Here is an 18840-nt window from a genome sequence, read left to right as displayed (position 1 = left end):
CCCTTAAGCGAAGGTTGCGGCGTATTCGTCCAGCGCAGCCTTGATCTTGTCGGAAGCGTCGCCCTTGATCTTGGGGTCCTCGTCCGTGATCCACTGAAGCAGATCCGCGTGCTTGCCACGCAGATGCGCCAGCAGGCCAGCTTCATAGCGGCCAACATCGGTGACGTCGATCTTGTCGAGGTAACCGTTGGTGCCAGCGAAGATGACGCAAACGATTTCAGCGTTGGTCAGCGGCGAGTACTGCGGCTGTTTCATCAGCTCGGTCAGACGCGCACCACGGTTCAGCAGCTGCTGGGTTGCGGCGTCAAGGTCGGAACCGAACTGCGCAAAGGCAGCCATTTCACGGTACTGAGCCAGCTCCAGCTTAACCGGGCCAGCAACCGACTTCATCGAGTTGGTTTGAGCCGAGGAGCCCACACGCGAAACCGACAGACCGGTGTTCACAGCAGGACGGATACCCTGATAGAACAGCTCGGTTTCAAGGAAGATCTGGCCGTCGGTAATCGAGATCACGTTGGTCGGAATAAACGCCGAAACGTCGCCACCCTGGGTTTCGATAACCGGCAGAGCCGTCAACGAGCCCGCGCCGAAGTCTTCGTTCAGCTTCGCCGAACGCTCCAGCAGGCGGGAGTGGAGGTAGAAAACGTCGCCAGGATAGGCTTCACGTCCGGGCGGACGGCGCAGCAGGAGCGACATCTGACGATAAGACACGGCCTGTTTCGACAGGTCATCATAGATGATCAGCGCGTGGCGGCCATTGTCACGGAAGAACTCAGCCATCGCGGTCGCGGCATAAGGTGCCAGGAACTGCATCGGCGCCGGGTCGGACGCGGTTGCGGCCACAACGATCGAATATTCAATCGCACCGGATTCTTCCAGTTTCTTCACCAGCTGAGCAACGGTCGAACGCTTTTGGCCGATGGCCACATAAACGCAATACAGCTTCTTGGACTCGTCGTCGCCTGCTGCTTCGTTGTACACTTTCTGGTTCAGGATTGCGTCCAGAGCAACGGCAGTTTTACCGGTCTGACGGTCACCAATGATCAGCTCTCGCTGGCCACGGCCAATCGGGATCATCGCATCGACCGATTTCAGGCCGGTTGCCATCGGCTCGTGAACCGATTTACGCGGGATGATGCCCGGCGCTTTGACGTCTGCAACGCCGCGCTCGGTGGATTCGATCGGGCCCTTGCCGTCCAGCGGGTTGCCCAAGCCGTCAACAACACGACCCAGCAGGCCGTTGCCGATTGGCACGTCCACGATCGAGTTGGTGCGCTTAACAGTGTCACCTTCTTTGATGTCACGGTCAGAACCAAAGATAACAACGCCGACGTTGTCGCTTTCCAGGTTCAGCGCCATGCCCATGATGCCACCGGGGAATTCGACCATCTCACCGGCTTGCACATTGTCCAGGCCGTATACACGGGCAATCCCGTCACCGACGCTCAGCACGCGACCGATTTCGGCCACTTCGGCTTCCTGACCAAAATTTTTGATCTGGTCCTTCAGGATTGCAGAAATCTCTGCAGCTTGGATTCCCATTTATCCGACCTCTTTCATTGCATTCTGTAGGGAGTTGAGCTTGGAGCGGATCGAGCTGTCGATCATCTTCGAGCCCACTTTAACGACAAGACCGCCGATGAGGCTTTCATCAACGGTCGCATTTATTGTCACGGTCTTGCCCACACGCTCGGACAGCGTTTTGGACAGTTTATCCATCTGTGTCTTAGTCAGCGCCTTGGCCGAGGCGACATCGGCGGTCACTTCGCCACGCTCTTCGGCCAGCATGTCGCGCAGAACCTGCACCAGTTGCGGCACAACGAACAGACGGCGTTTCTGCGCCATCAGACCCAGCGTGTTGCGCAGGATGGCGTTCAGACCCATCTTGTCGGCAATCGCTGTAATCGCGCCTTCTTGTTCAGCGCGCGAAACCAGAGGCGAGGCGATCAGGTCGCGCAGATCGGCACTGTCGCCCAATGCTGCTGCCAGATCGTTGATTCCGGTTTCCAGACCTGCGAGGTCTTTATTCTCTTTAGCGATCTCAAAAATCGCTGTGGCATAGCGCTCGGCGATGCCTGTGGAAATCGAAGCTGGTTCGGACACGTCCACCCTTCCGATATTTTGGGCCCCGAATTCGCGTTGCGGCAGCTACCCGGGGGCGTGAAGAAACCCCGTCCATAAGGCCGGGGATCAAAATCAACGGGGATGTAGCAGAGGTAAACCCAGCTAGCAACATATTATCACCATGGGCACCTTATCCACAAAGCGTTCTATTTCAGATACTTAGCTTGGGTGCGACCCTTTTATACGGCTGATGAGGGTGAAAAATGTTACCAAACCGCAAGGTTTTGCGATTCCTGCAGCCATTTTCGCGTGTTTCGGCCTTATGATGGAAGCTAGTACCGGCGTTGCGCTAGGCTGGCTTGAGCAGGCCATCCAGCGCCTTGATCTGACGGCGCCCTGTCGCTTTGGTGACGGTTCCGCTGGGCGGTCTGATTTGCTTTGTCGCCTCAACCATCAGAACGCCGCCTGCCATGATCGTCGGCAAGCGCTGGCCAGTTTTCTCTATCAGGCTGCCGGATTTCAACCAGAACCGACGGAAGGACGGAGGCAAATACAAGGCGGAACAATAGTTATCCGTCATAAAGTGATGCGCTCTTAGCTGGCTTTCCAACTGCGAGGCAGAATAAGGGCGCCCGAATCCAAATGGCGTTCGATCGGTCCGTGACCACAGCCCCGCACGGTTCGGTACGATAAAAAGCGCCCGTCCACCGGGACCAAGCACACGCCAGCATTCCGCCAGCAATTCGGCGGGACGTTGTGACGTTTCAAGTCCATGCATCACCACCAGCTTGTCCACATGGCCCGTTTCAATCGGCCACAAGGTCTCTTCCGTCAAAACAGATACGTTGGGCATTCCCGCAGGCCAGGGCATCACCCCCTGCGGCCCGGGCATCAGCCCGATGACGCGGCGCGCATCTTTCAGGTAGGGCCGCAACAACGGCACAGCAAAGCCAAACCCTACGACGGTTTGACCTTTGGCCTCGGGCCACAGATCAATCATTCGCCCACGAATGGCCGCCTGCGCTGCACGACCAAGAGTGCTGCGGTAGTAGAAATTCCTCAGATCCTGCACATCAAGATGCATTGCGGACACCTGGCCAATCGGATTAGCTGAGCGCAGTCTAGCAACGAAAGGGCAAAAGGCCATGCCTCTTGAGATCGTCACTATCCCATGTCTCAGCGATAACTACGCATTTCTGGCGCATGACGCGGTTAGCGGCAACACCGCATTAATCGACGCGCCTGAAAGCGGCCCGATTCTGTCAGAACTGGAACGACGTGGCTGGGGCTTGTCTCATGTGTTGCTCACGCATCACCATTTCGACCATGTCGACGGGTTGCCAGCCATTTTGGAACAGCACCCGGCGACGGTGATCGGCGCGGCAGCCGACGCACATCGCCTGCCACCCTTGGATCAACAGGTCAATGACGGCGACAGTTTTGAAATCGGCGGGGAACCCGTCCTTGTTCTGGACGTTTCGGGGCATACTCTTGGTCATATCGCCTTTCACATGCCGCAAAGCGCGGTGGTCTTTACCGCCGACAGCCTGATGGCAATGGGTTGTGGACGCCTGTTTGAAGGCACCGCACCGCAGATGTGGGAATCGCTGTGTAAACTGAGCGCCTTGCCGGATGACACGCTGGTTTGTTCAGGGCACGAATACACGCAGTCCAACGCCAAATTCGCTCTCACCGTCGATCCAGGCAATGCTGCACTGCAGAAGCGCGTCGCAGATATTGACAGCACCCGAGCCGCCAAACAGCCTACAGTTCCCTCCACTCTGGCGCTGGAAAAGGCCACTAACCCCTTCCTGCGCGCCGCTGACCCGGCGATTCAGGCGCATCTGGGTATGGCAGGCGCCGAACCAGCCAAAATTTTTGCTGAAATCAGGGCTAGAAAAGATCGGTTTTGATACCTATTTCACCTACTTCACAGCCACGGTCACAACAAATGTGACTGTCAAGAGCAAGAAAACCCTTGAAGCCGGGCTCTGATCAACCAAACTCTAATAGTATGAGGACATGGTTGGGATGGGGATCCGGCCTTCAGCCCGCCCCCTTCTGACCCAAGACAGAGGAGCACCCGCGTGCCTTCATTCTCGAGCACACTAGAACAAGCCATCCACGCGGCCCTGGCGGCTGCGAATGAACGGCGACATGAATTCGCAACGCTGGAGCATCTACTTCTGGCATTGTTGGAAGAGCCCGATGCGATCCGCGTGATGAAAGCCTGCAGCGTCGTTCTTGACGAATTGCGCAGCACTCTGGTGGAATTCATCGACGAAGACCTATCGAACCTTGTCACCGATATTGACGGGTCCGAGGCTGTACCGACAGCCGCTTTCCAACGTGTGATCCAGCGCGCTGCGATCCATGTTCAAAGTTCGGGCCGGACCGAAGTGACCGGGGCGAATGTTCTGGTCGCAATCTTTGCCGAACGCGAAAGCAACGCAGCCTATTTCCTGCAGGAACAGGATATGACCCGGTACGATGCGGTGAATTTCATCGCCCATGGTGTGGCCAAGGACCCGGCCTACGGCGAAAGCCGTTCGGTATCGGGCGCGGATCAGGCGGAAGAGGAATCTCCGGCCAACACTGCCGATGGCGAGCAAAAAGAAAGCGCGCTGGGGAAATACTGCATCGACCTGAACGCGAAATCGCGAGCAGGCGATATAGACCCGCTGATCGGTCGTGCCGATGAGGTTGAGCGCTGCATTCAGGTGCTATGCCGCCGGCGCAAGAACAACCCGCTTCTGGTCGGTGATCCGGGCGTTGGCAAAACCGCAATCGCAGAGGGGCTGGCATTTAAGATCATCTCTGGCGAGGCCCCCGATGTCCTGTCAGAAACCACCATCTATTCGCTGGATATGGGTGCATTGCTGGCAGGCACCCGCTATCGCGGTGATTTCGAAGAACGCCTGAAAGCGGTCGTGACCGAGCTTGAGGATCACCCAGACGCGGTTCTGTTCATTGATGAAATCCACACCGTCATCGGTGCCGGTGCCACCTCGGGCGGGGCAATGGATGCCTCGAACCTGTTGAAACCGGCCCTGCAGGGTGGAAAACTGCGCACTATGGGTTCGACCACCTACAAAGAGTTTCGCCAGCATTTCGAAAAGGATCGCGCGCTCAGCCGCCGGTTCCAGAAGATTGACGTGAACGAACCTTCGGTCGAGGACAGCGTAAAGATCCTGCGCGGTCTGAAGCCCTATTTCGAAAAGCACCACGAGATCAAATATACAGCCGACGCGATTAAAACCGCGGTCGAGTTGTCAGCACGCTACATCAATGACCGCAAGCTGCCCGACAAGGCGATCGACGTGATCGACGAAGCCGGTGCGGCCCAGCATCTGGTTGCTGAAAGCAAGCGCCGCAAGACCATCGGTGTCAAAGAGATCGAGGCCGTTGTTGCCAAGATCGCCCGCATTCCACCCAAGAACGTCACCAAGGACGATGCCGAGGTTCTGAAAGACCTTGAAAAGTCGCTCAAACGGGTGGTCTTCGGGCAAGACGTGGCGATTGAGGCGCTGTCCAGCGCCATCAAACTGGCGCGCGCCGGTCTACGCGAGCCGGAAAAGCCCATCGGCAACTATCTGTTTGCTGGCCCAACCGGTGTGGGAAAGACCGAAGTCGCGAAACAGCTGGCGGATACGCTGGGAGTGGAACTGCTGCGTTTTGATATGTCGGAATACATGGAGAAACACGCGGTCAGCCGCCTGATCGGTGCGCCTCCGGGCTATGTCGGGTTCGACCAAGGCGGTTTGCTGACTGATGGTGTCGACCAGCATCCGCATTGCGTTCTGCTGCTGGATGAGATCGAAAAAGCCCACCCGGACGTGTTCAACATCCTGCTGCAAGTGATGGACCACGGAGAGCTGACCGACCACAATGGTCGCACGGTGAACTTCCGCAACGTGGTGCTGATCATGACCTCGAATGCAGGGGCGCAAGAACAGGCAAAGGCGGCCATCGGCTTTGCCCGCGACCGCCGCGAAGGTGAGGATACCGCCGCGATCGAACGTATGTTCACGCCGGAATTCCGCAACCGTCTGGATGCTGTCATTTCCTTCGCGCCGCTGCCGAAAGAGGTCATCCTGCAGGTGGTCGAGAAATTCGTTCTTCAGCTTGAGGCACAGCTTCTGGACCGCAATGTGACCATCGACCTGACGCCAAAAGCCGCCGAATGGCTGGCCGACAAAGGCTATGACGACAAGATGGGTGCGCGGCCACTTGGACGCGTCATTCAGGAACACATCAAGAAACCTCTGGCCGAGGAGCTGCTGTTCGGCAAGCTGGCCAAGGGCGGTGTCGTTCGCGTCTCGGTCAAGAAGGGAGAGCTGGATCTGGACATTTTTGGCCCCGATCAACCGCGCATCCCTGGCGACAAACCCCCGCTTCTGACTGCAGATTAAAAGCAGCGCATCAAATCAAAGCCCGGCTTCTACGCCGGGCTTTTTTCTTGCCCGAGCTGAGTCACCTGTCTCAAAAGAAAATCTCAGGGGCGCCCGGAAAACCACCCAACTCTGACAATGGGCCTTACTTGCTGCAATCAGCGCTCGGTCAGCTTCAATTCGATCCGGCGATTCTGAGCGCGCGCTTCTGGGGTGTTTGCGGGGTTGAAGGGTTGGAATTCACCAAAGCCATTGGCCGCCAGACGTTGCGGTGGAATACCCAGCGCATCGACCATATAACGGACAACCGACAAGGCGCGTCCCTGGCTAAGCTCCCAGTTGTCCCGATAGCGGCCAGTTCCGGCCAGCGGGACATTGTCGGTATGGCCGTCCACGCGAATAACCCAGTTCAGGCCTTCGGGAATTTCAGCCGCGACACTGCGCAGTATATTGGCCACCTTGGCGATCTCAAGCTGACCCTTGGGCGACAGCACTGCTGATCCTGTATCGAACAGTACTTCGGACGAGAACACAAACCGATCGCCTTCGATCCGAACGCCTTCCTGATTACCCAGCACATCGCGCAACCGACCGAAGAATTCCGAGCGATATCGCTGAAGATCCTCGGCCTGCGCCGTAAGTTCTTGGTTCTGACCCGAAAGAGCCTCGGCCTCGGCCTCAAGCCGGGCGCGCTCGGCCTCTTCCAACAGACGACGACGACGCTCTTCCGAGGCGGCGCGGGCGAGTGCGGCGTTCAGATCCTGACCCAATGTTTGAATACGAATATCTGCGGCGGCGTTGCGGTCTTCGTAATCGTCCAGCAGGGCCTGCAATCCACCCAACTGCTCGCGCAGGGCTGCCATCTGCTGGTTCAGCAAGGCAGTCTGACGCTGCGCCTTGGCTGAAACGGCTTTCTCGGCAGAGATTGCCTCACGCGCAACGGCCAGCAAGGCTGCGCGTTCTTCGGCCAATGTACGCTGTATCTGTTCCGCTGTCAGAGCGTCGGTTTGGGCGGCCAATGCCGCTTGCAGCTGGGCCTGCAACTCCTGACTATCGAGCTCACCAAACTGCCGCTCCAGCTCGGCCTTGGCAGCTTGCGCAGCGGCCAACAGGGTCAGGGTTTCTTCGGCTTGCTTGCGTTGCGCTTCCAGAGCCAGCGTCATAGCGGTCAGTTCCGCATCCGCGTCCTGCAGACGATTGCGCAGGTTATCGGCAGCCGCAGCTTCGGCCAGGCGCGCGGCCTCTTCGGCGTCAAGCTGGCCTTCAAGCTCGGTGACCAATGCGGCCTGCGCGGCCTCATTTTGTTCCAGATCCGCCACCAACGCTTCAAGCGCTTCGCGGCGGGCAGCATCAAGCCGGGCGGCCTCGGCCTGGGCATCGACCTCGGCACGACTATGGGCAAGGGCCAGGTTCAGGGCCTCTTGTTCATTCAGCAATTCCGAACGCTCAGATTCCAGTGAGGCGATAACCCCCAGCGACCGCTCTTGATCGGCCAACAGAGATGCGACCTGTGCTTCGAATGACGTGATCCTGGTTTCCGCCTGCGCCAGATCTTCCTCGGCCTGCGTCAGGGTCGCATTCAGCGCCCCTAACCGGGCCTGAAGGCGGCTGTTTTCCCGTTCTTCCAACCCAAGCGCACCGGCAAGGGCCGCCACTTCGCCGGACAGAGCGGTCAGTTCATCCTCTTGCCCCGAAATCGTCTCGCGCAGCACGAATTGCACCACCATGAAGATGGTCAACACAAAGGTCAGAACCATCAACAGCCCGGTCATCGCATCCACGAAACCAGGCCAGACCGACCCCTGAAACCGCTGACCTGTGCGACGGGACAGAGCCATGGATTACTCTCCTTCCGGAGCGGTTCGAACGGCGCCTCTGGGCAATGTAAGAGCTTTGACCAACAGTTCGATGTCCTTGCGCAGCTCGCTCATGCTTTCTTGGCGGCCTGCAGAAATTTCTTCGAGGATACGCAGCAACTGAACATCCATCGAGCGCAGGCGCATGCGGCTTTCTGCGTCTATTCCTTCGCTGGTCCCCTGTTCCCGCAGATGATCCAGCAGAGCGTCCTGCCCCAGTGCGACACGTTCCAGCGCAGCGGTGACATTCTCGGTCTCAGACTGACGCTGGTTCATATCTCCGATAGCGCCGACAAGATGCCCCAGCTTGCCCGACAGCTCGGCCCGGTCGGTTTCCTGCGCCGAAAACAAGTCCTGCAGGGCGTTCATCTGTTCGGACATTGCATCCAGAACCGGTGTCAGAACCGCCAGTTCGGTGCTGCTGCCGTCATCGCCTGCTGCAAAGCCGACACGGGTGATCGAGGACAACCATTCTTCGAGCTCTCGATAAAACCGGTTCTGCCCGTGGCCCGCGAACAGTTCCAGCAACCCCACAATCAGCGATCCGGCAAGGCCCAGCAACGAAGACCCAAAGGCCACGCCCATTCCCTGCAGTTGGGTTTCAAGGCCAACCATCAGGCGATTGAACACCGCCAGCCCTTCTTCGCCATCCTGCGGATTGAGACTGCGGATCGTGTCGACAATAGCGGGGACCGTCGTGGCCAAACCAAAAAACGTTCCCAAAAGCCCAAGATAGATCAGAACATTGGTGATATAACGCGTGATCTCACGCTCTTCCTCGACCCGTTCGGCCACCGAATCCAAAATAGATCGGGTCGAACTGGAACTGATCTGTGATCGCGCACCCCGGTCCCGCAGCAGCGACGCCAGCGGTGCCAAAAGCTGAGGCGTGCGCGCGTCCTCATGAACAACGCCACCAACGAAGGACTCGATCCAGCGCACCGAACCGATCAACTGTGTCACCTGATAAAAACAGGCAATTACGCCGACAAAAAATACCAGAAGGATAAAACCGTTCAGATAGGGGTTTGCATAGAAAACCGGCAAAACGTAAGGCAGCGCCATGAAGATGCCCATACCAGCCAGGCCGATCGCCACAAGCATCGTTACGATCTGACGAATGGGTTGCGAGAAATGCGGTCTCGCGCCCTGTTGTGCCTGCGCCATGCGCGTTTTTCCCGGTTCTTTTCTGCTCTGACGCGAATCTACCGAAAATCTGCCGGTGACGCCAAGGGTTTATGAGGTAATGCTTCGCACCCGTTGCGCTAACCACTCAAGATCGGGATCACGCAGACCAATCTCGGTCAGATGTTCAGCAGTGTTATAAAGGTATTCGGTATTTGGACCACGCCCGCCAACAGCATGGGCAATGATCTGCGCCTGGTCTTCCAACGGCATGCCCCCGCAATACTGCACGTGATCTGCGTCGATAACATAGGTGACTGCCGTTACGACCTCGTCCGTTTCCAAATGCACATCCAGCATCTTTTCGACATAGGCCGACGAGATCAGCTCGCGCTCGCGCAGTTCATGCAAGGTACGCTCTTCGTGGCCTGCTTCGACGGCGAGGGCCAGACCTTTGCACAGGGTGTCTTGCTGTTCATCCAACGCCAGAACAAGGCCGGGTTTCTCTTCGGTTCCGCGGTGATGAATCGAACTCATGCAGAAAGACCGCGCATATCCATTCAGGGTTGCGCGTTCGCTGCGGGACACGGGAAAGCCGGGATTCCACAGCAGCGACCCATATCCGAAAACCCACATCGTCATAGCACTGGTCCTTGCCCGTTTGCGCCTATAAACATCAATTTCAAGGCGGGAAAAAGGGCCATTAGCAATGCGCGGGCTAATACGAGTAGTCATTTTCATCACTGCGATCTGGAGCGCCTATTGGTTCGTCGCCGGATATGGATTGCGCAACGCGATCACAACATGGTTCGACAACCAACAAGAAAGAGGCTGGCTGGCCGATTTTTCGGACGTAGCCACAGCAGGCTATCCGTTCAACCACGTCACCCGACTGAACAGCCCCGCACTGGCCGACCCGGTCAACGGCACCGCCTGGAGCGCCGACTGGATCGAATTCCAAAGCCCCGCGATCTGGCCGGGTCGGCAAGTTCTGCGTTTCGCGGAAACGCCGCAGCTGCTGTCCTATTTCGATCAAACGTCGACCATCGTTGCAGCTGACCTGCAGGCCGAGCTGCAGTTGCAACCTGGTGTCGCGCTGATGCTAGAGAAAATGTCTCTGACTGCCGGACCATGGTCCGTTGCCAATGATGCTGATTTGCTAGCAGCGGGAACCACGCTTGGTCTGGTGATGGAGCAAACCGAAAATCCTCAAGCCTATGCGATCAGCGCACGGATCGACGGCTTTTCCCCCGGCGATGATCTGCGCGCCATGATGCATTCCGCCACCACACTGCCCCAGACATTCGATGCGCTGGAATTGGACATGGTCGCCACCTTTGACAAACCCTGGGACCGATCCGCGTTGGAGCAAAGCCGGCCTCAGCCCACCCGGATCGACCTGCGTCTGGCTGAGATGAAATGGGGTGCATTGCGCCTGTTCGCTGCCGGAGAGCTGGACGTGGACGAACAGGGTATTCCTACCGGAGAGATTTCGATCAAGGCTGAAAATTGGCGTGAGATGGTTGCCATGGCCAACGCCGCAGGGGCCCTACCCGATCAGGCGGTAGACCCTGTTACACGTGCCCTGAAATTCATGGCTGGCTTGGGGGGCAATCCCGACGCGCTGGATCTTCAGTTGAATTTCCGTGAGGGCTATGTGGCGCTTGGCCCGCTACCCCTTGGTCCGGCCCCGCGGTTGATCCTGCGTTAACGGCAGTACGGGCCACGGCGATACCGGGCTGTGTCCAAGTGAAAATGATCCCGGTGATACCGGTCCGCATTCGGGCCAAGTACCGTTCCGAACGGCCCGCAGGCGGCGCGCCAGATCTTGGTCAGTTGCTTCTTTGACGGGTTCTTGCGCCAACCGTTCAGAACGGTCACAACCTCGCCATTCGCCATCTTGAAACCTGATATGTCTATGGCCCGGCCCTTACCGTGTTCCGATATCCGCGCACCCTTGCGGTTGTTGCGCGTTCGGCATGCGTAGTGGGCCGCGACCTGCAGTTCGACAACGGGACCGCGCCTTTTGAAGGTGGGCTTCACGCTTTTCTCGACCCATTGGTTCAGCGCAATTGCTGTGCCGCAATCCATGGTGGACGGACGGCTAAGCGCCACACCAGAAACTGAGGTGATCTGTACCGCTTCCTTGATCCCGCAGGCTTTGATCTTGCCGGGAACATTACCCACCGGCTTGCCCTGAATTTCGATATTCCCGCAGACCGATGTTTTGCGCAGCTTACGCTTTTTGAACAGCACCTGCTGTACCAGCGTATTCGGCTGCAACTCTGGCTGCATCCCGACCGGGGCGGCAAAGGCCAGAACCGGTTGGTCGCCGAGGATCGTGGGTTGATCCGATAGCGCTGCATTGCCGATTGTGGCGCCAAGCGCCACCCACCCGATCGACAGAACCCTCCAACCGCGCCTCATGGGTTGGTCTTCCCGCGACCGAAATCCGGGGCGTCCGTATCCTGCCCCGCATCAATGATACCGCGCCGGATCGCACGTGTACGGGTGAAGTAATCGAACAGTTGATCGCCATCCCCTGTCCGAATTGCCCGCTGCAGGGCGAAGAGCTCTTCGGTGAAACGCCCCAATATCTCCAGCGTCGCATCCTTGTTGGTCAGAAACACATCGCGCCACATAGTCGGGTCCGAGGCCGCGATCCGGGTGAAATCCCGAAAGCCCGCGGCCGAGTATTTGATGACCTCGCTATCGGTCACACGGCGCAGATCATCCGCTACGCCGACCATCGTATAGGCGATAAGGTGTGGCGCATGGGATGTCACTGCAAGAACCAGATCATGGTGATCGGCATCCATCTCATCAACATTCGAACCCAAACCCGTCCACAATGAGCGTAGTCGCGCAACGGCCTCCGGGTCCGAGCCCTCTACCGGCACCAATAGGCACCACCGATTATCGAACAGCTCGGCAAATCCGGATTCAGGGCCGGAATGCTCGGTCCCGGCCAGCGGATGCGCGGGAATGAAATGAACGCCCTGCGGGATGTGAGGCGAGACATCCTGAATGACATGCCGCTTGACCGAACCCACATCTGACACGGTCGCGCCCGACTTCAGGGCAGGCGCAATCTCCTGCGCTACCGCGCCCATCGCGCCAACAGGCACGCACAGAACCACAAGGTCTGCCCCCTCAACGGCCTCTTGCGCGGTGTCACAGATCCGGTCGCATAGGCCAATCTTGCGCGCGGTGTCGCGCGTGGCCTCGGACCGGGCATAGCCGGTTACTTCGGCGGCCAATCCAGCACGTTTAATCGCCCAGAACATCGACGATGCGATCAGGCCCAACCCGATCAGCGCAACGCGGTCATATACCTGGCTCATGCGGCGCCCCCTTTGAAAGCGGTTATGGCCGCAACGACACGGCGACAAGCCTCCTCGTCCCCAACCGTGATCCGAAGAGCATTTGGCAGGTTATATCCCGCCACGCGGCGCACGATCAAACCCTGTGTCTTGAGGTAATCGTCGCACGCTTCGGCCTCGGCCTGATCCCTAAAACGGGCGAGAATAAAATTGGTGCTGGACGCATCCGAAGATACGCCGATTTTGGACAACTGGGCCGAAAGCCAAACCCGCAAGCGTGCATTTTCGCTGTGGCAAAAGGTCAGGTACTCTTCGTCCTTTATGGCGGCTTCGGCAGCGGCCAACGCAGTCAGCGACAGGTTGAAGGGCTGGCGCACCCGGTTAAGCACATCAATGATCTCTTGCGCCGCATAGCCCCAACCGACCCGCAGCCCACCCAGTCCATAGATCTTGGAAAAGGTCCGCGTCATGATCACATTCTCGAACCGATCCACCAGAGCGCGGCCTCCGTCGAACCCTTCGACAAACTCGGCATAGGCGCCATCAATCACCATCAGACAGGTCTGCGGCAAGCTTTCGGCCAGTCGGATAAGATCAGCCTCGGGGATCATGGTCGATGTCGGATTGCCCGGATTGGTCACGAACACGATCCGGGTCTGGTCAGTCACAGCGGCAAGAATGTTGTCCACATCCACGTGACGATCGGTTTCAGACACCATCACCGGAGTTGCCCCCGCCATCCGAGCGATGATCGGGTACATCGAAAATCCGTGTTCGGTATAGATAACCTCATCCCCCGGACCGGCATAAGCCTGTGCCACGAATTGCAGCACCTCGTCACTGCCCACGCCGCAGATAATTCGCGCCGGGTCCAGCCCGTGGCGTTCGCCAATAGCCATACGCAGACTGGCGTGATCTGTACTGGGATACCGGTTCAGGGTGGCCGCACTGTCCCGTACTGCCTCGATCGCTTTGGGGCTGGGGCCAAAGGGGTTTTCGTTCGAGCTCAACTTGATCACATGGTCGACCCCCGCCAACTTCGACTGGCCGCCCTGATAAAGCGCGATGTCCATAATGCCGGGTTGAGGGGTGATCTGGGTCATAAGGGGCTCCGTATTTAGAAGCCCCTCATACCCGTCTCAAAGCGTTGAGAAAAGCGGCAATTCCCTTAAGCCGCCTTGAAGCGGGCTGTCGCCGGGTCGGCGTCGTAAAAGGGGGTAAATTCTTCGGTCCGCCGGGACAGGTCATTGACGCTGTCGATGATGAAGCGGGCAGTCTCTTGGGACATCAGATATGAAAAGTTCAGACGCACCCAACCGGGTTTTTTCAACTCTTCACCAGCACCAAGCGCCGCATGCAACTGCTCCGAGGCTGCACGATCAATACCCAGCAACCGATGGGCATAGGGCCCTGCACAAGCACACCCGCCCCGCGCTTGAATGCCATAAACATCACTCAGCATCCGGGTGAATAACTGCTGGTGCACCGGCTGACCTTTACTGTCATGAACAAGAAAGGAAAAAATCGGCAACCGATGTGGATTGTCCGCGCCCAACAAGGTCAGACCTGGGTTATCTCCCCACCCTTCCAATGCCATCTGGTTGTAGAGCGCCTCGCGCCTTGCGATTTCGTCTGCGCCAACCGCATCTTTGACCATGAAAGCCAACGCGGCACGGATATCGCCTATGACATTCGGCGTTCCCGCCTCTTCGCGCGTTGCAAGATCGGCGCTGTAGTCATGCCCCCAAGGGGACACGAAACTCACAGTGCCACCACCGGGCCAGCTGGGGCATGTTCGCTGCACAACGTTTTGATTGACGATCAATACACCAGACGCGCCGGGTCCACCGGCAAATTTATGAGGAGAGACCACGATCGCATCCTTGCGCGCATCCGCCGGGCCCATTTCCATTGGCAGATAAGGCCCACCGCCCGCATAATCCCAAACCGCTACAGCACCATTAGCCTTGAGCAGCCGCGTAACCGGGTCGGGATCAGTGATTATGCCCGTCACATTCGAAGCGGCCGAAAATGATCCGACGATCAGATCCGCATCCGCGTTTTCCGCCAAGGCACGCTCTAAAGCCGACAGATCGACACCCCCTTCGGGTGCTTCGGGGATTTCAATCACCAGCGCTTTGCTTTCCCGCCACGGCAGGATGTTCGAATGGTGCTCATATGGGCCGATCAAAACCACTGGTCGCGCAGCAGCCTCGATCCCCAACAGGTTGACCAGCCGGTTGAGACCCGCTGTAGCGCCCGATCCCGTAAAGATCACCGCATCATTTTCCCCGGCGCCAACAATCCGGGAGATTTCCGCACGGGCCTCGCGGCGCAGTCGGGTCATGTAGGCCCCGCAATAAGACGCCTCGGTGTGGCTGTTGGCATAAAACGGCAACACATGCGCGGCCACAAAATCCTCGACCTGCTTCAATGCGCGGCCCGACGCAACATAATCCGCGTAAACCAAAGGTATGTCCCCGCGCAGCCCCGGGATCATAACATTCTCGCCGATTAAGCCATCGCGCAACGTGTCGCTACGAACAGCAGCTTCAATGTCAGAACGAAATTGGGAAAGTGTCATTATATGGACTCCGAAGTTTCCCAACAAATATGATTGATATGTGTTGTGTATATAATGCATATTTTTAGATGGTTTTCATAAATCATGTGTCATATGATTTGGAATGTCAAAAAATCTAGATCATATTGACCACCGCCTGCTGCGTGAATTGCAAACCGACGCTACGCTGTCCCAACGAGAACTGGCCGACCGCATCGGGCTGTCGCAAAACGCCTGCTGGCGTCGGCTGAAGGCCCTGAATGATCAGGGCGTCATCATCGGATCGACGGCGCAAATCGCGCGCGAAAAACTAGGGCTAAGCCTTGTAGTCTTCGTCATGCTGCGTACGCGGCACCACTCGGCCGAGTGGTTACAGGCCTTTCGCAGGCATGTTCTGACGATACCAGAGGTCGTGGACTTCCACCGCATTGGCGGCGACTACGACTATCAGCTCAAGGTTGTTACGCAGGATATGGCTTCGTACGACAAGGTCTATCAACGCCTCATCGAAAAAGTCGAGCTGGACAGCGTAACCTCATATTTCGCGATGGAGGCAATTGCAGAAGGACGACCCTTGCCAATCTGATCTGCTCTTTATTTGGCCAAAAAAATTGCTCGGGGGGCATCGCGGCTGGTCGTGATTGGGGGCAGAGTCCCCTAAAACGAAAAAGGCCGCGCAACCGCGCGGCCTTTCGAATTTCGATTTCGGCGAAGATTAGTTCTTCGCGTAGAATTCGACAACCAGGTTCGGTTCCATCATGACAGGGTAAGGCACATCGCCCAGACCTGGTGCGCGCACGAAAGTCGCGGTCATTTTCGAGTGGTCGGCGTCGATGTAATCAGGAACATCACGCTCGGCCAGAGCAGCAGCTTCAAGAACAACGGCCAGTTGCTTGGACTTGTCACGTACTTCGATGACGTCGCCTTCTTTGACACGGTAGCTGGGGATGTTGACCCGCTTGCCGTTCACTGTGACGTGGCCGTGGTTCACGAACTGACGCGCGGCGAACACGGTCGCGACGAATTTGGCGCGATAGACAACGGCGTCCAGACGGCGTTCCAGCAGACCAATCAGGTTTTCACCGGTATCGCCGTTGACACGAACAGCTTCGGCATAGATGCGGCGGAACTGCTTTTCGGTCAGGTCGCCATAGTAGCCCTTCAGCTTCTGCTTGGCACGCAGCTGCAGACCGAAGTCAGACAGTTTGCCTTTCCGGCGCTGACCGTGCTGACCAGGGCCGTATTCACGACGGTTGACCGGGGATTTCGGACGACCCCAGATGTTTTCGCCCATCCGGCGGTCGATTTTGTACTTGGCAGACGTGCGTTTGGTCACGGCTGATCTCCTTCTTAAGGTCGAGGCCCTGATAGGCCACTATGAAGGGCGTTGTCCTCTTGAGGTTTCCCTCATGACAGGCCTCCCCTTGCGGGGGCCACCAACACCAATGAAGCCGCGCTTATATCCGTAGCGCTGGCAGAGTCAACATGCCGAACGGAAGGAACCGAAACTTTCTGAAATTTGATTCAAAGACGGCACCACTAACGGGATTTACTCCGCTAAAGTGGCACCGTTTACAGTTGCGCGTAGGTTCGCGACACCAGTGTACTGGAACTGAGTGGCCTTACGATGAAACGCGACGACAGTTCCGTCCTGCTCTGCAACTTCACCACTCTGATGCTTGATCTGAGTATATGCGCTGATCCAGAATTCCTGATCGCGTGAAGGACAGCCGCTTTCAAACACCAGCGACGGGCTTTCATCATCATCGGAAACGACCAGTAACGCTGAAAACCGTTGCGCCCCGTTCATAAGCTCGAGCGTTCCGACGACATTATCCGAAAAAGTCGTGGCAGGAATAACGCGCCCGATTGTACCTGATGCAAATGCGTTTTTACGCCCGACAACTTCAGCGCTGCCTGCCAGCATCGATGCCTGACCGCGCCAGGACCAGGCCGACCCTACATTTAAAAATGCCAGAGGCGCCGCCTCTAGCCCATCAATCTCTGTCTGCGACCATGAAATGGCAACACGACCGTTTACCCCGGTATTCATTTTACCGCCCGTACCCCTCAACAAATCACTGCCCGATGGCCAAGGGTTTATCAGTGACGATTCCGGCAGAAAAGGGACGGAATTGCAGCAATCACGAGAATGTTGCAGAACAGAATCAGAATCCGGATGCAGAAATCCGCGTTTCAAAGACTTAAAGGATCATACTGAGCCCGAATATCGGTCTGCCCTGCATTCGGTCTGATCAGGCTTTTTTCGATTCGCCAACCACAGCGGATTTAGATTTCAAATGCGTGCGCCCTAATCGGCACACTGCACGAGCTGTCAGTTCACCAGCCCCCGATCCGCCATCCCACCGGAAAAGCGGAGGCTGCGGATATCTTCCGGCATCGTCTTGTACTGGTCTCGAAAAGCACGTTTCAGTGACGTTGTAGACGAAAACCCTGTGGCGGTGGCAATCTCGATTTGTGGCAAATCCGTAAACCGCAGCAGGCTATGCGCACGTTCCAAACGCAATTCTCGGTATGTGGCCAAAAGCTTTGCCCCCGTCTTGTTCAGAAACCGTCTCTGAAGCTGCCGGGTTGAAGTGCCGACCATGTTCGAAAGATCCGTGATCCTGAGTGGCTCTTCGACATGATTCAGCATTGCCTCAACCGCTGACATAACCAGGTGATCCCCGCCCGCACGATGGATCAAGCGATTGGCAAGCTGGCTTTCGCAGTCCCGCTTGGGCTCGGACAGGCCGATAAACCCGCGTAGGTTATCTGCCATATTCTCACCATGGTCCAACGAAACAAAATCCGCCAACAAACGCAGCGTACTTAGACGTGTCGTCGCGCTATGCGTGCGCCCGCGCGCCGCCAGATATGTGCCTGTACCACAGTTGGTCAAACTTGCTTCACGCGCTGCTGCATCGAAGTTGGGGTGAATGGCCGCGACTGTTTTTTCCGACAATCTAATCTGGGCCAGCACAAGCACGGCACCACCGACAAGAATGGTCCGTGGCGAAAGGTTCAGAACTTGTGAGACCCATGTTCTTTCGGCGTCGGACAACGTCCAACAATCCGAAAAATCGCCCCAGAAAACAGCCGCTCTTCCGGTCCAGTACTGCGGTCCTCCTACGGACCCCGCACCAGCCAAACGCAGATTAACGACATAGGAATGGTCGCCGGTCAGGTCGCTCAGGGCATGATAAAATTCCCTGATCATCTCGGCCGAGGCAAATGCACTACTATCGCGCACGATCACATCGATGTTGTGGGTTCGCACGAACGCAGCAGAGGTTGGCTCAGCCAGATAGGCTTGGTCATTTTCGAAGATGCAATGCTTCATGTCTCCCCCGCTGAAAAGCCTGGGCCACAGGCAAAGGCATATGGCCCGGGATGGATCAGCCCGCGGACAGTGCGTGGGCTGATCCGGTTGTCGTCTGTTTACTCTGCGGCTTCTTCGTAAGCGTCCATTGGTGGGCATGTGCAGATGAGGTTTCGGTCTCCGTATGCGTTGTCGA

Annotated in this window: 17 protein-coding genes; 4 read left to right on the top strand and 13 right to left on the bottom strand. The window is 57.4% G+C overall.

Going from position 1 to position 18840, the window contains the following annotated elements; all coding sequences use genetic code 11:
* Positions 1-3: 3 nt before the first annotated feature.
* The 3 genes from atpA to AC2FLB_RS04025 form a co-directional block, all read right to left on the bottom strand.
* The gene (gene atpA, locus AC2FLB_RS04035; protein ID WP_142636491.1) at positions 4-1542 is read right to left on the bottom strand and encodes a F0F1 ATP synthase subunit alpha; all 1539 of its coding nucleotides are present in this window, start codon (positions 1540-1542) and stop codon (positions 4-6) included.
* The gene (locus tag AC2FLB_RS04030; protein ID WP_142636489.1) at positions 1543-2103 is read right to left on the bottom strand and encodes a F0F1 ATP synthase subunit delta; all 561 of its coding nucleotides are present in this window, start codon (positions 2101-2103) and stop codon (positions 1543-1545) included.
* A 310-nt stretch (positions 2104-2413) separates the two neighbouring features.
* Positions 2414-3148, bottom strand: a complete 735-nt coding sequence (locus AC2FLB_RS04025) for a class I SAM-dependent methyltransferase (RefSeq protein WP_142636487.1) — start codon at positions 3146-3148, stop codon at positions 2414-2416.
* Positions 3149-3209: 61 nt separating this feature from the next.
* Between AC2FLB_RS04025 and gloB the strand changes: the two genes are divergently transcribed.
* A complete protein-coding gene (gene gloB, locus AC2FLB_RS04020; RefSeq protein ID WP_496708686.1) occupies positions 3210-3977 on the top strand; it encodes a hydroxyacylglutathione hydrolase in 768 nt (255 codons plus the stop codon).
* A 174-nt stretch (positions 3978-4151) separates the two neighbouring features.
* Complete coding sequence (gene clpA / locus AC2FLB_RS04015) at positions 4152-6476, top strand: ATP-dependent Clp protease ATP-binding subunit ClpA (protein WP_496708685.1); 2325 nt, start codon at positions 4152-4154, stop codon at positions 6474-6476.
* Between the two features lie 137 nt (positions 6477-6613).
* Here clpA and AC2FLB_RS04010 read toward each other — a convergent pair whose 3' ends face one another.
* The 3 genes from AC2FLB_RS04010 to AC2FLB_RS04000 form a co-directional block, all read right to left on the bottom strand.
* Positions 6614-8293, bottom strand: coding sequence for a peptidoglycan -binding protein (locus AC2FLB_RS04010; RefSeq protein WP_496708684.1), 1680 nt, complete (start codon positions 8291-8293; stop codon positions 6614-6616).
* A 3-nt stretch (positions 8294-8296) separates the two neighbouring features.
* Positions 8297-9478, bottom strand: coding sequence for a biopolymer transporter ExbB (locus AC2FLB_RS04005; RefSeq protein WP_282021534.1), 1182 nt, complete (start codon positions 9476-9478; stop codon positions 8297-8299).
* Between the two features lie 69 nt (positions 9479-9547).
* Positions 9548-10078 (bottom strand): gamma-glutamylcyclotransferase, encoded by a 531-nt coding sequence (locus AC2FLB_RS04000; protein WP_496691028.1) that lies wholly within the window; start codon positions 10076-10078, stop codon positions 9548-9550.
* A 67-nt stretch (positions 10079-10145) separates the two neighbouring features.
* On the opposite strand from AC2FLB_RS04000, the gene AC2FLB_RS03995 reads away from it, so the two are divergent.
* The gene (locus AC2FLB_RS03995) at positions 10146-11147 is read left to right on the top strand and encodes a DUF2125 domain-containing protein (RefSeq protein WP_496708683.1); all 1002 of its coding nucleotides are present in this window, start codon (positions 10146-10148) and stop codon (positions 11145-11147) included.
* Here the strand turns inward: AC2FLB_RS03995 and AC2FLB_RS03990 are convergent.
* The 4 genes from AC2FLB_RS03990 to AC2FLB_RS03975 form a co-directional block, all read right to left on the bottom strand.
* Positions 11144-11863, bottom strand: coding sequence for an extensin-like domain-containing protein (locus AC2FLB_RS03990; protein ID WP_496708682.1), 720 nt, complete (start codon positions 11861-11863; stop codon positions 11144-11146). The genes AC2FLB_RS03995 and AC2FLB_RS03990 overlap by 4 nt on opposite strands.
* Positions 11860-12780, bottom strand: a complete 921-nt coding sequence (locus tag AC2FLB_RS03985; protein ID WP_496708681.1) for a prephenate/arogenate dehydrogenase family protein — start codon at positions 12778-12780, stop codon at positions 11860-11862. The genes AC2FLB_RS03990 and AC2FLB_RS03985 overlap by 4 nt, the downstream gene beginning before the upstream one ends.
* Positions 12777-13862 (bottom strand): histidinol-phosphate transaminase, encoded by a 1086-nt coding sequence (gene hisC, locus AC2FLB_RS03980; protein ID WP_496708680.1) that lies wholly within the window; start codon positions 13860-13862, stop codon positions 12777-12779. The genes AC2FLB_RS03985 and hisC overlap by 4 nt, the downstream gene beginning before the upstream one ends.
* A gap of 65 nt (positions 13863-13927) precedes the next feature.
* Positions 13928-15343 carry an aminotransferase class V-fold PLP-dependent enzyme gene (locus AC2FLB_RS03975; protein ID WP_496708679.1) on the bottom strand — a complete coding sequence of 472 codons (1416 nt, stop codon included), beginning with the start codon at positions 15341-15343 and terminating at the stop codon, positions 13928-13930.
* Positions 15344-15446: 103 nt separating this feature from the next.
* Between AC2FLB_RS03975 and AC2FLB_RS03970 the strand changes: the two genes are divergently transcribed.
* Entirely contained in the window at positions 15447-15908 is a 462-nt protein-coding gene (locus AC2FLB_RS03970; protein WP_142636466.1) for an Lrp/AsnC family transcriptional regulator, read from the top strand.
* A 129-nt stretch (positions 15909-16037) separates the two neighbouring features.
* On the opposite strand, the gene rpsD is transcribed toward AC2FLB_RS03970, so the two are convergent.
* From rpsD to AC2FLB_RS03955, 3 genes are all read right to left on the bottom strand, one after another.
* Positions 16038-16658, bottom strand: coding sequence for a 30S ribosomal protein S4 (gene rpsD / locus AC2FLB_RS03965; protein ID WP_058279997.1), 621 nt, complete (start codon positions 16656-16658; stop codon positions 16038-16040).
* A 213-nt stretch (positions 16659-16871) separates the two neighbouring features.
* Positions 16872-17375 carry a hypothetical protein gene (locus AC2FLB_RS03960; RefSeq protein ID WP_282021538.1) on the bottom strand — a complete coding sequence of 168 codons (504 nt, stop codon included), beginning with the start codon at positions 17373-17375 and terminating at the stop codon, positions 16872-16874.
* Between the two features lie 282 nt (positions 17376-17657).
* Positions 17658-18665, bottom strand: coding sequence for a helix-turn-helix domain-containing protein (locus AC2FLB_RS03955; RefSeq protein WP_496706727.1), 1008 nt, complete (start codon positions 18663-18665; stop codon positions 17658-17660).
* Between the last annotated feature and the right edge of the window lie 175 nt (positions 18666-18840).

It is taken from the genome of Ruegeria sp. CDSA236 (genome assembly GCF_059611285.1).
The sequence above is the reverse complement of the archived record's forward strand: the minus strand, read 5'-3'. Positions and strand labels throughout refer to the sequence as shown.

Excerpts from the sequence above, each read along its gene's own strand:
- atpA (WP_142636491.1), bottom strand. The coding sequence starts at position 1,542 with ATGGGAATCCAAGCTGCAGAGATTTCTGCAATCCTGAAGGACCAGATC.
- AC2FLB_RS04025 (WP_142636487.1), bottom strand. The coding sequence starts at position 3,148 with ATGCATCTTGATGTGCAGGATCTGAGGAATTTCTACTACCGCAGCACT.
- gloB (WP_496708686.1), top strand. The coding sequence starts at position 3,210 with ATGCCTCTTGAGATCGTCACTATCCCATGTCTCAGCGATAACTACGCA.
- AC2FLB_RS04010 (WP_496708684.1), bottom strand. The coding sequence starts at position 8,293 with ATGGCTCTGTCCCGTCGCACAGGTCAGCGGTTTCAGGGGTCGGTCTGG.
- AC2FLB_RS04005 (WP_282021534.1), bottom strand. The coding sequence starts at position 9,478 with ATGGCGCAGGCACAACAGGGCGCGAGACCGCATTTCTCGCAACCCATT.
- AC2FLB_RS04000 (WP_496691028.1), bottom strand. The coding sequence starts at position 10,078 with ATGACGATGTGGGTTTTCGGATATGGGTCGCTGCTGTGGAATCCCGGC.
- AC2FLB_RS03995 (WP_496708683.1), top strand. The coding sequence starts at position 10,146 with ATGCGCGGGCTAATACGAGTAGTCATTTTCATCACTGCGATCTGGAGC.
- AC2FLB_RS03990 (WP_496708682.1), bottom strand. The coding sequence starts at position 11,863 with ATGAGGCGCGGTTGGAGGGTTCTGTCGATCGGGTGGGTGGCGCTTGGC.
- AC2FLB_RS03985 (WP_496708681.1), bottom strand. The coding sequence starts at position 12,780 with ATGAGCCAGGTATATGACCGCGTTGCGCTGATCGGGTTGGGCCTGATC.
- hisC (WP_496708680.1), bottom strand. The coding sequence starts at position 13,862 with ATGACCCAGATCACCCCTCAACCCGGCATTATGGACATCGCGCTTTAT.
- AC2FLB_RS03975 (WP_496708679.1), bottom strand. The coding sequence starts at position 15,343 with ATGACACTTTCCCAATTTCGTTCTGACATTGAAGCTGCTGTTCGTAGC.
- AC2FLB_RS03970 (WP_142636466.1), top strand. The coding sequence starts at position 15,447 with ATGTCAAAAAATCTAGATCATATTGACCACCGCCTGCTGCGTGAATTG.
- AC2FLB_RS03960 (WP_282021538.1), bottom strand. The coding sequence starts at position 17,375 with ATGAATACCGGGGTAAACGGTCGTGTTGCCATTTCATGGTCGCAGACA.
- AC2FLB_RS03955 (WP_496706727.1), bottom strand. The coding sequence starts at position 18,665 with ATGAAGCATTGCATCTTCGAAAATGACCAAGCCTATCTGGCTGAGCCA.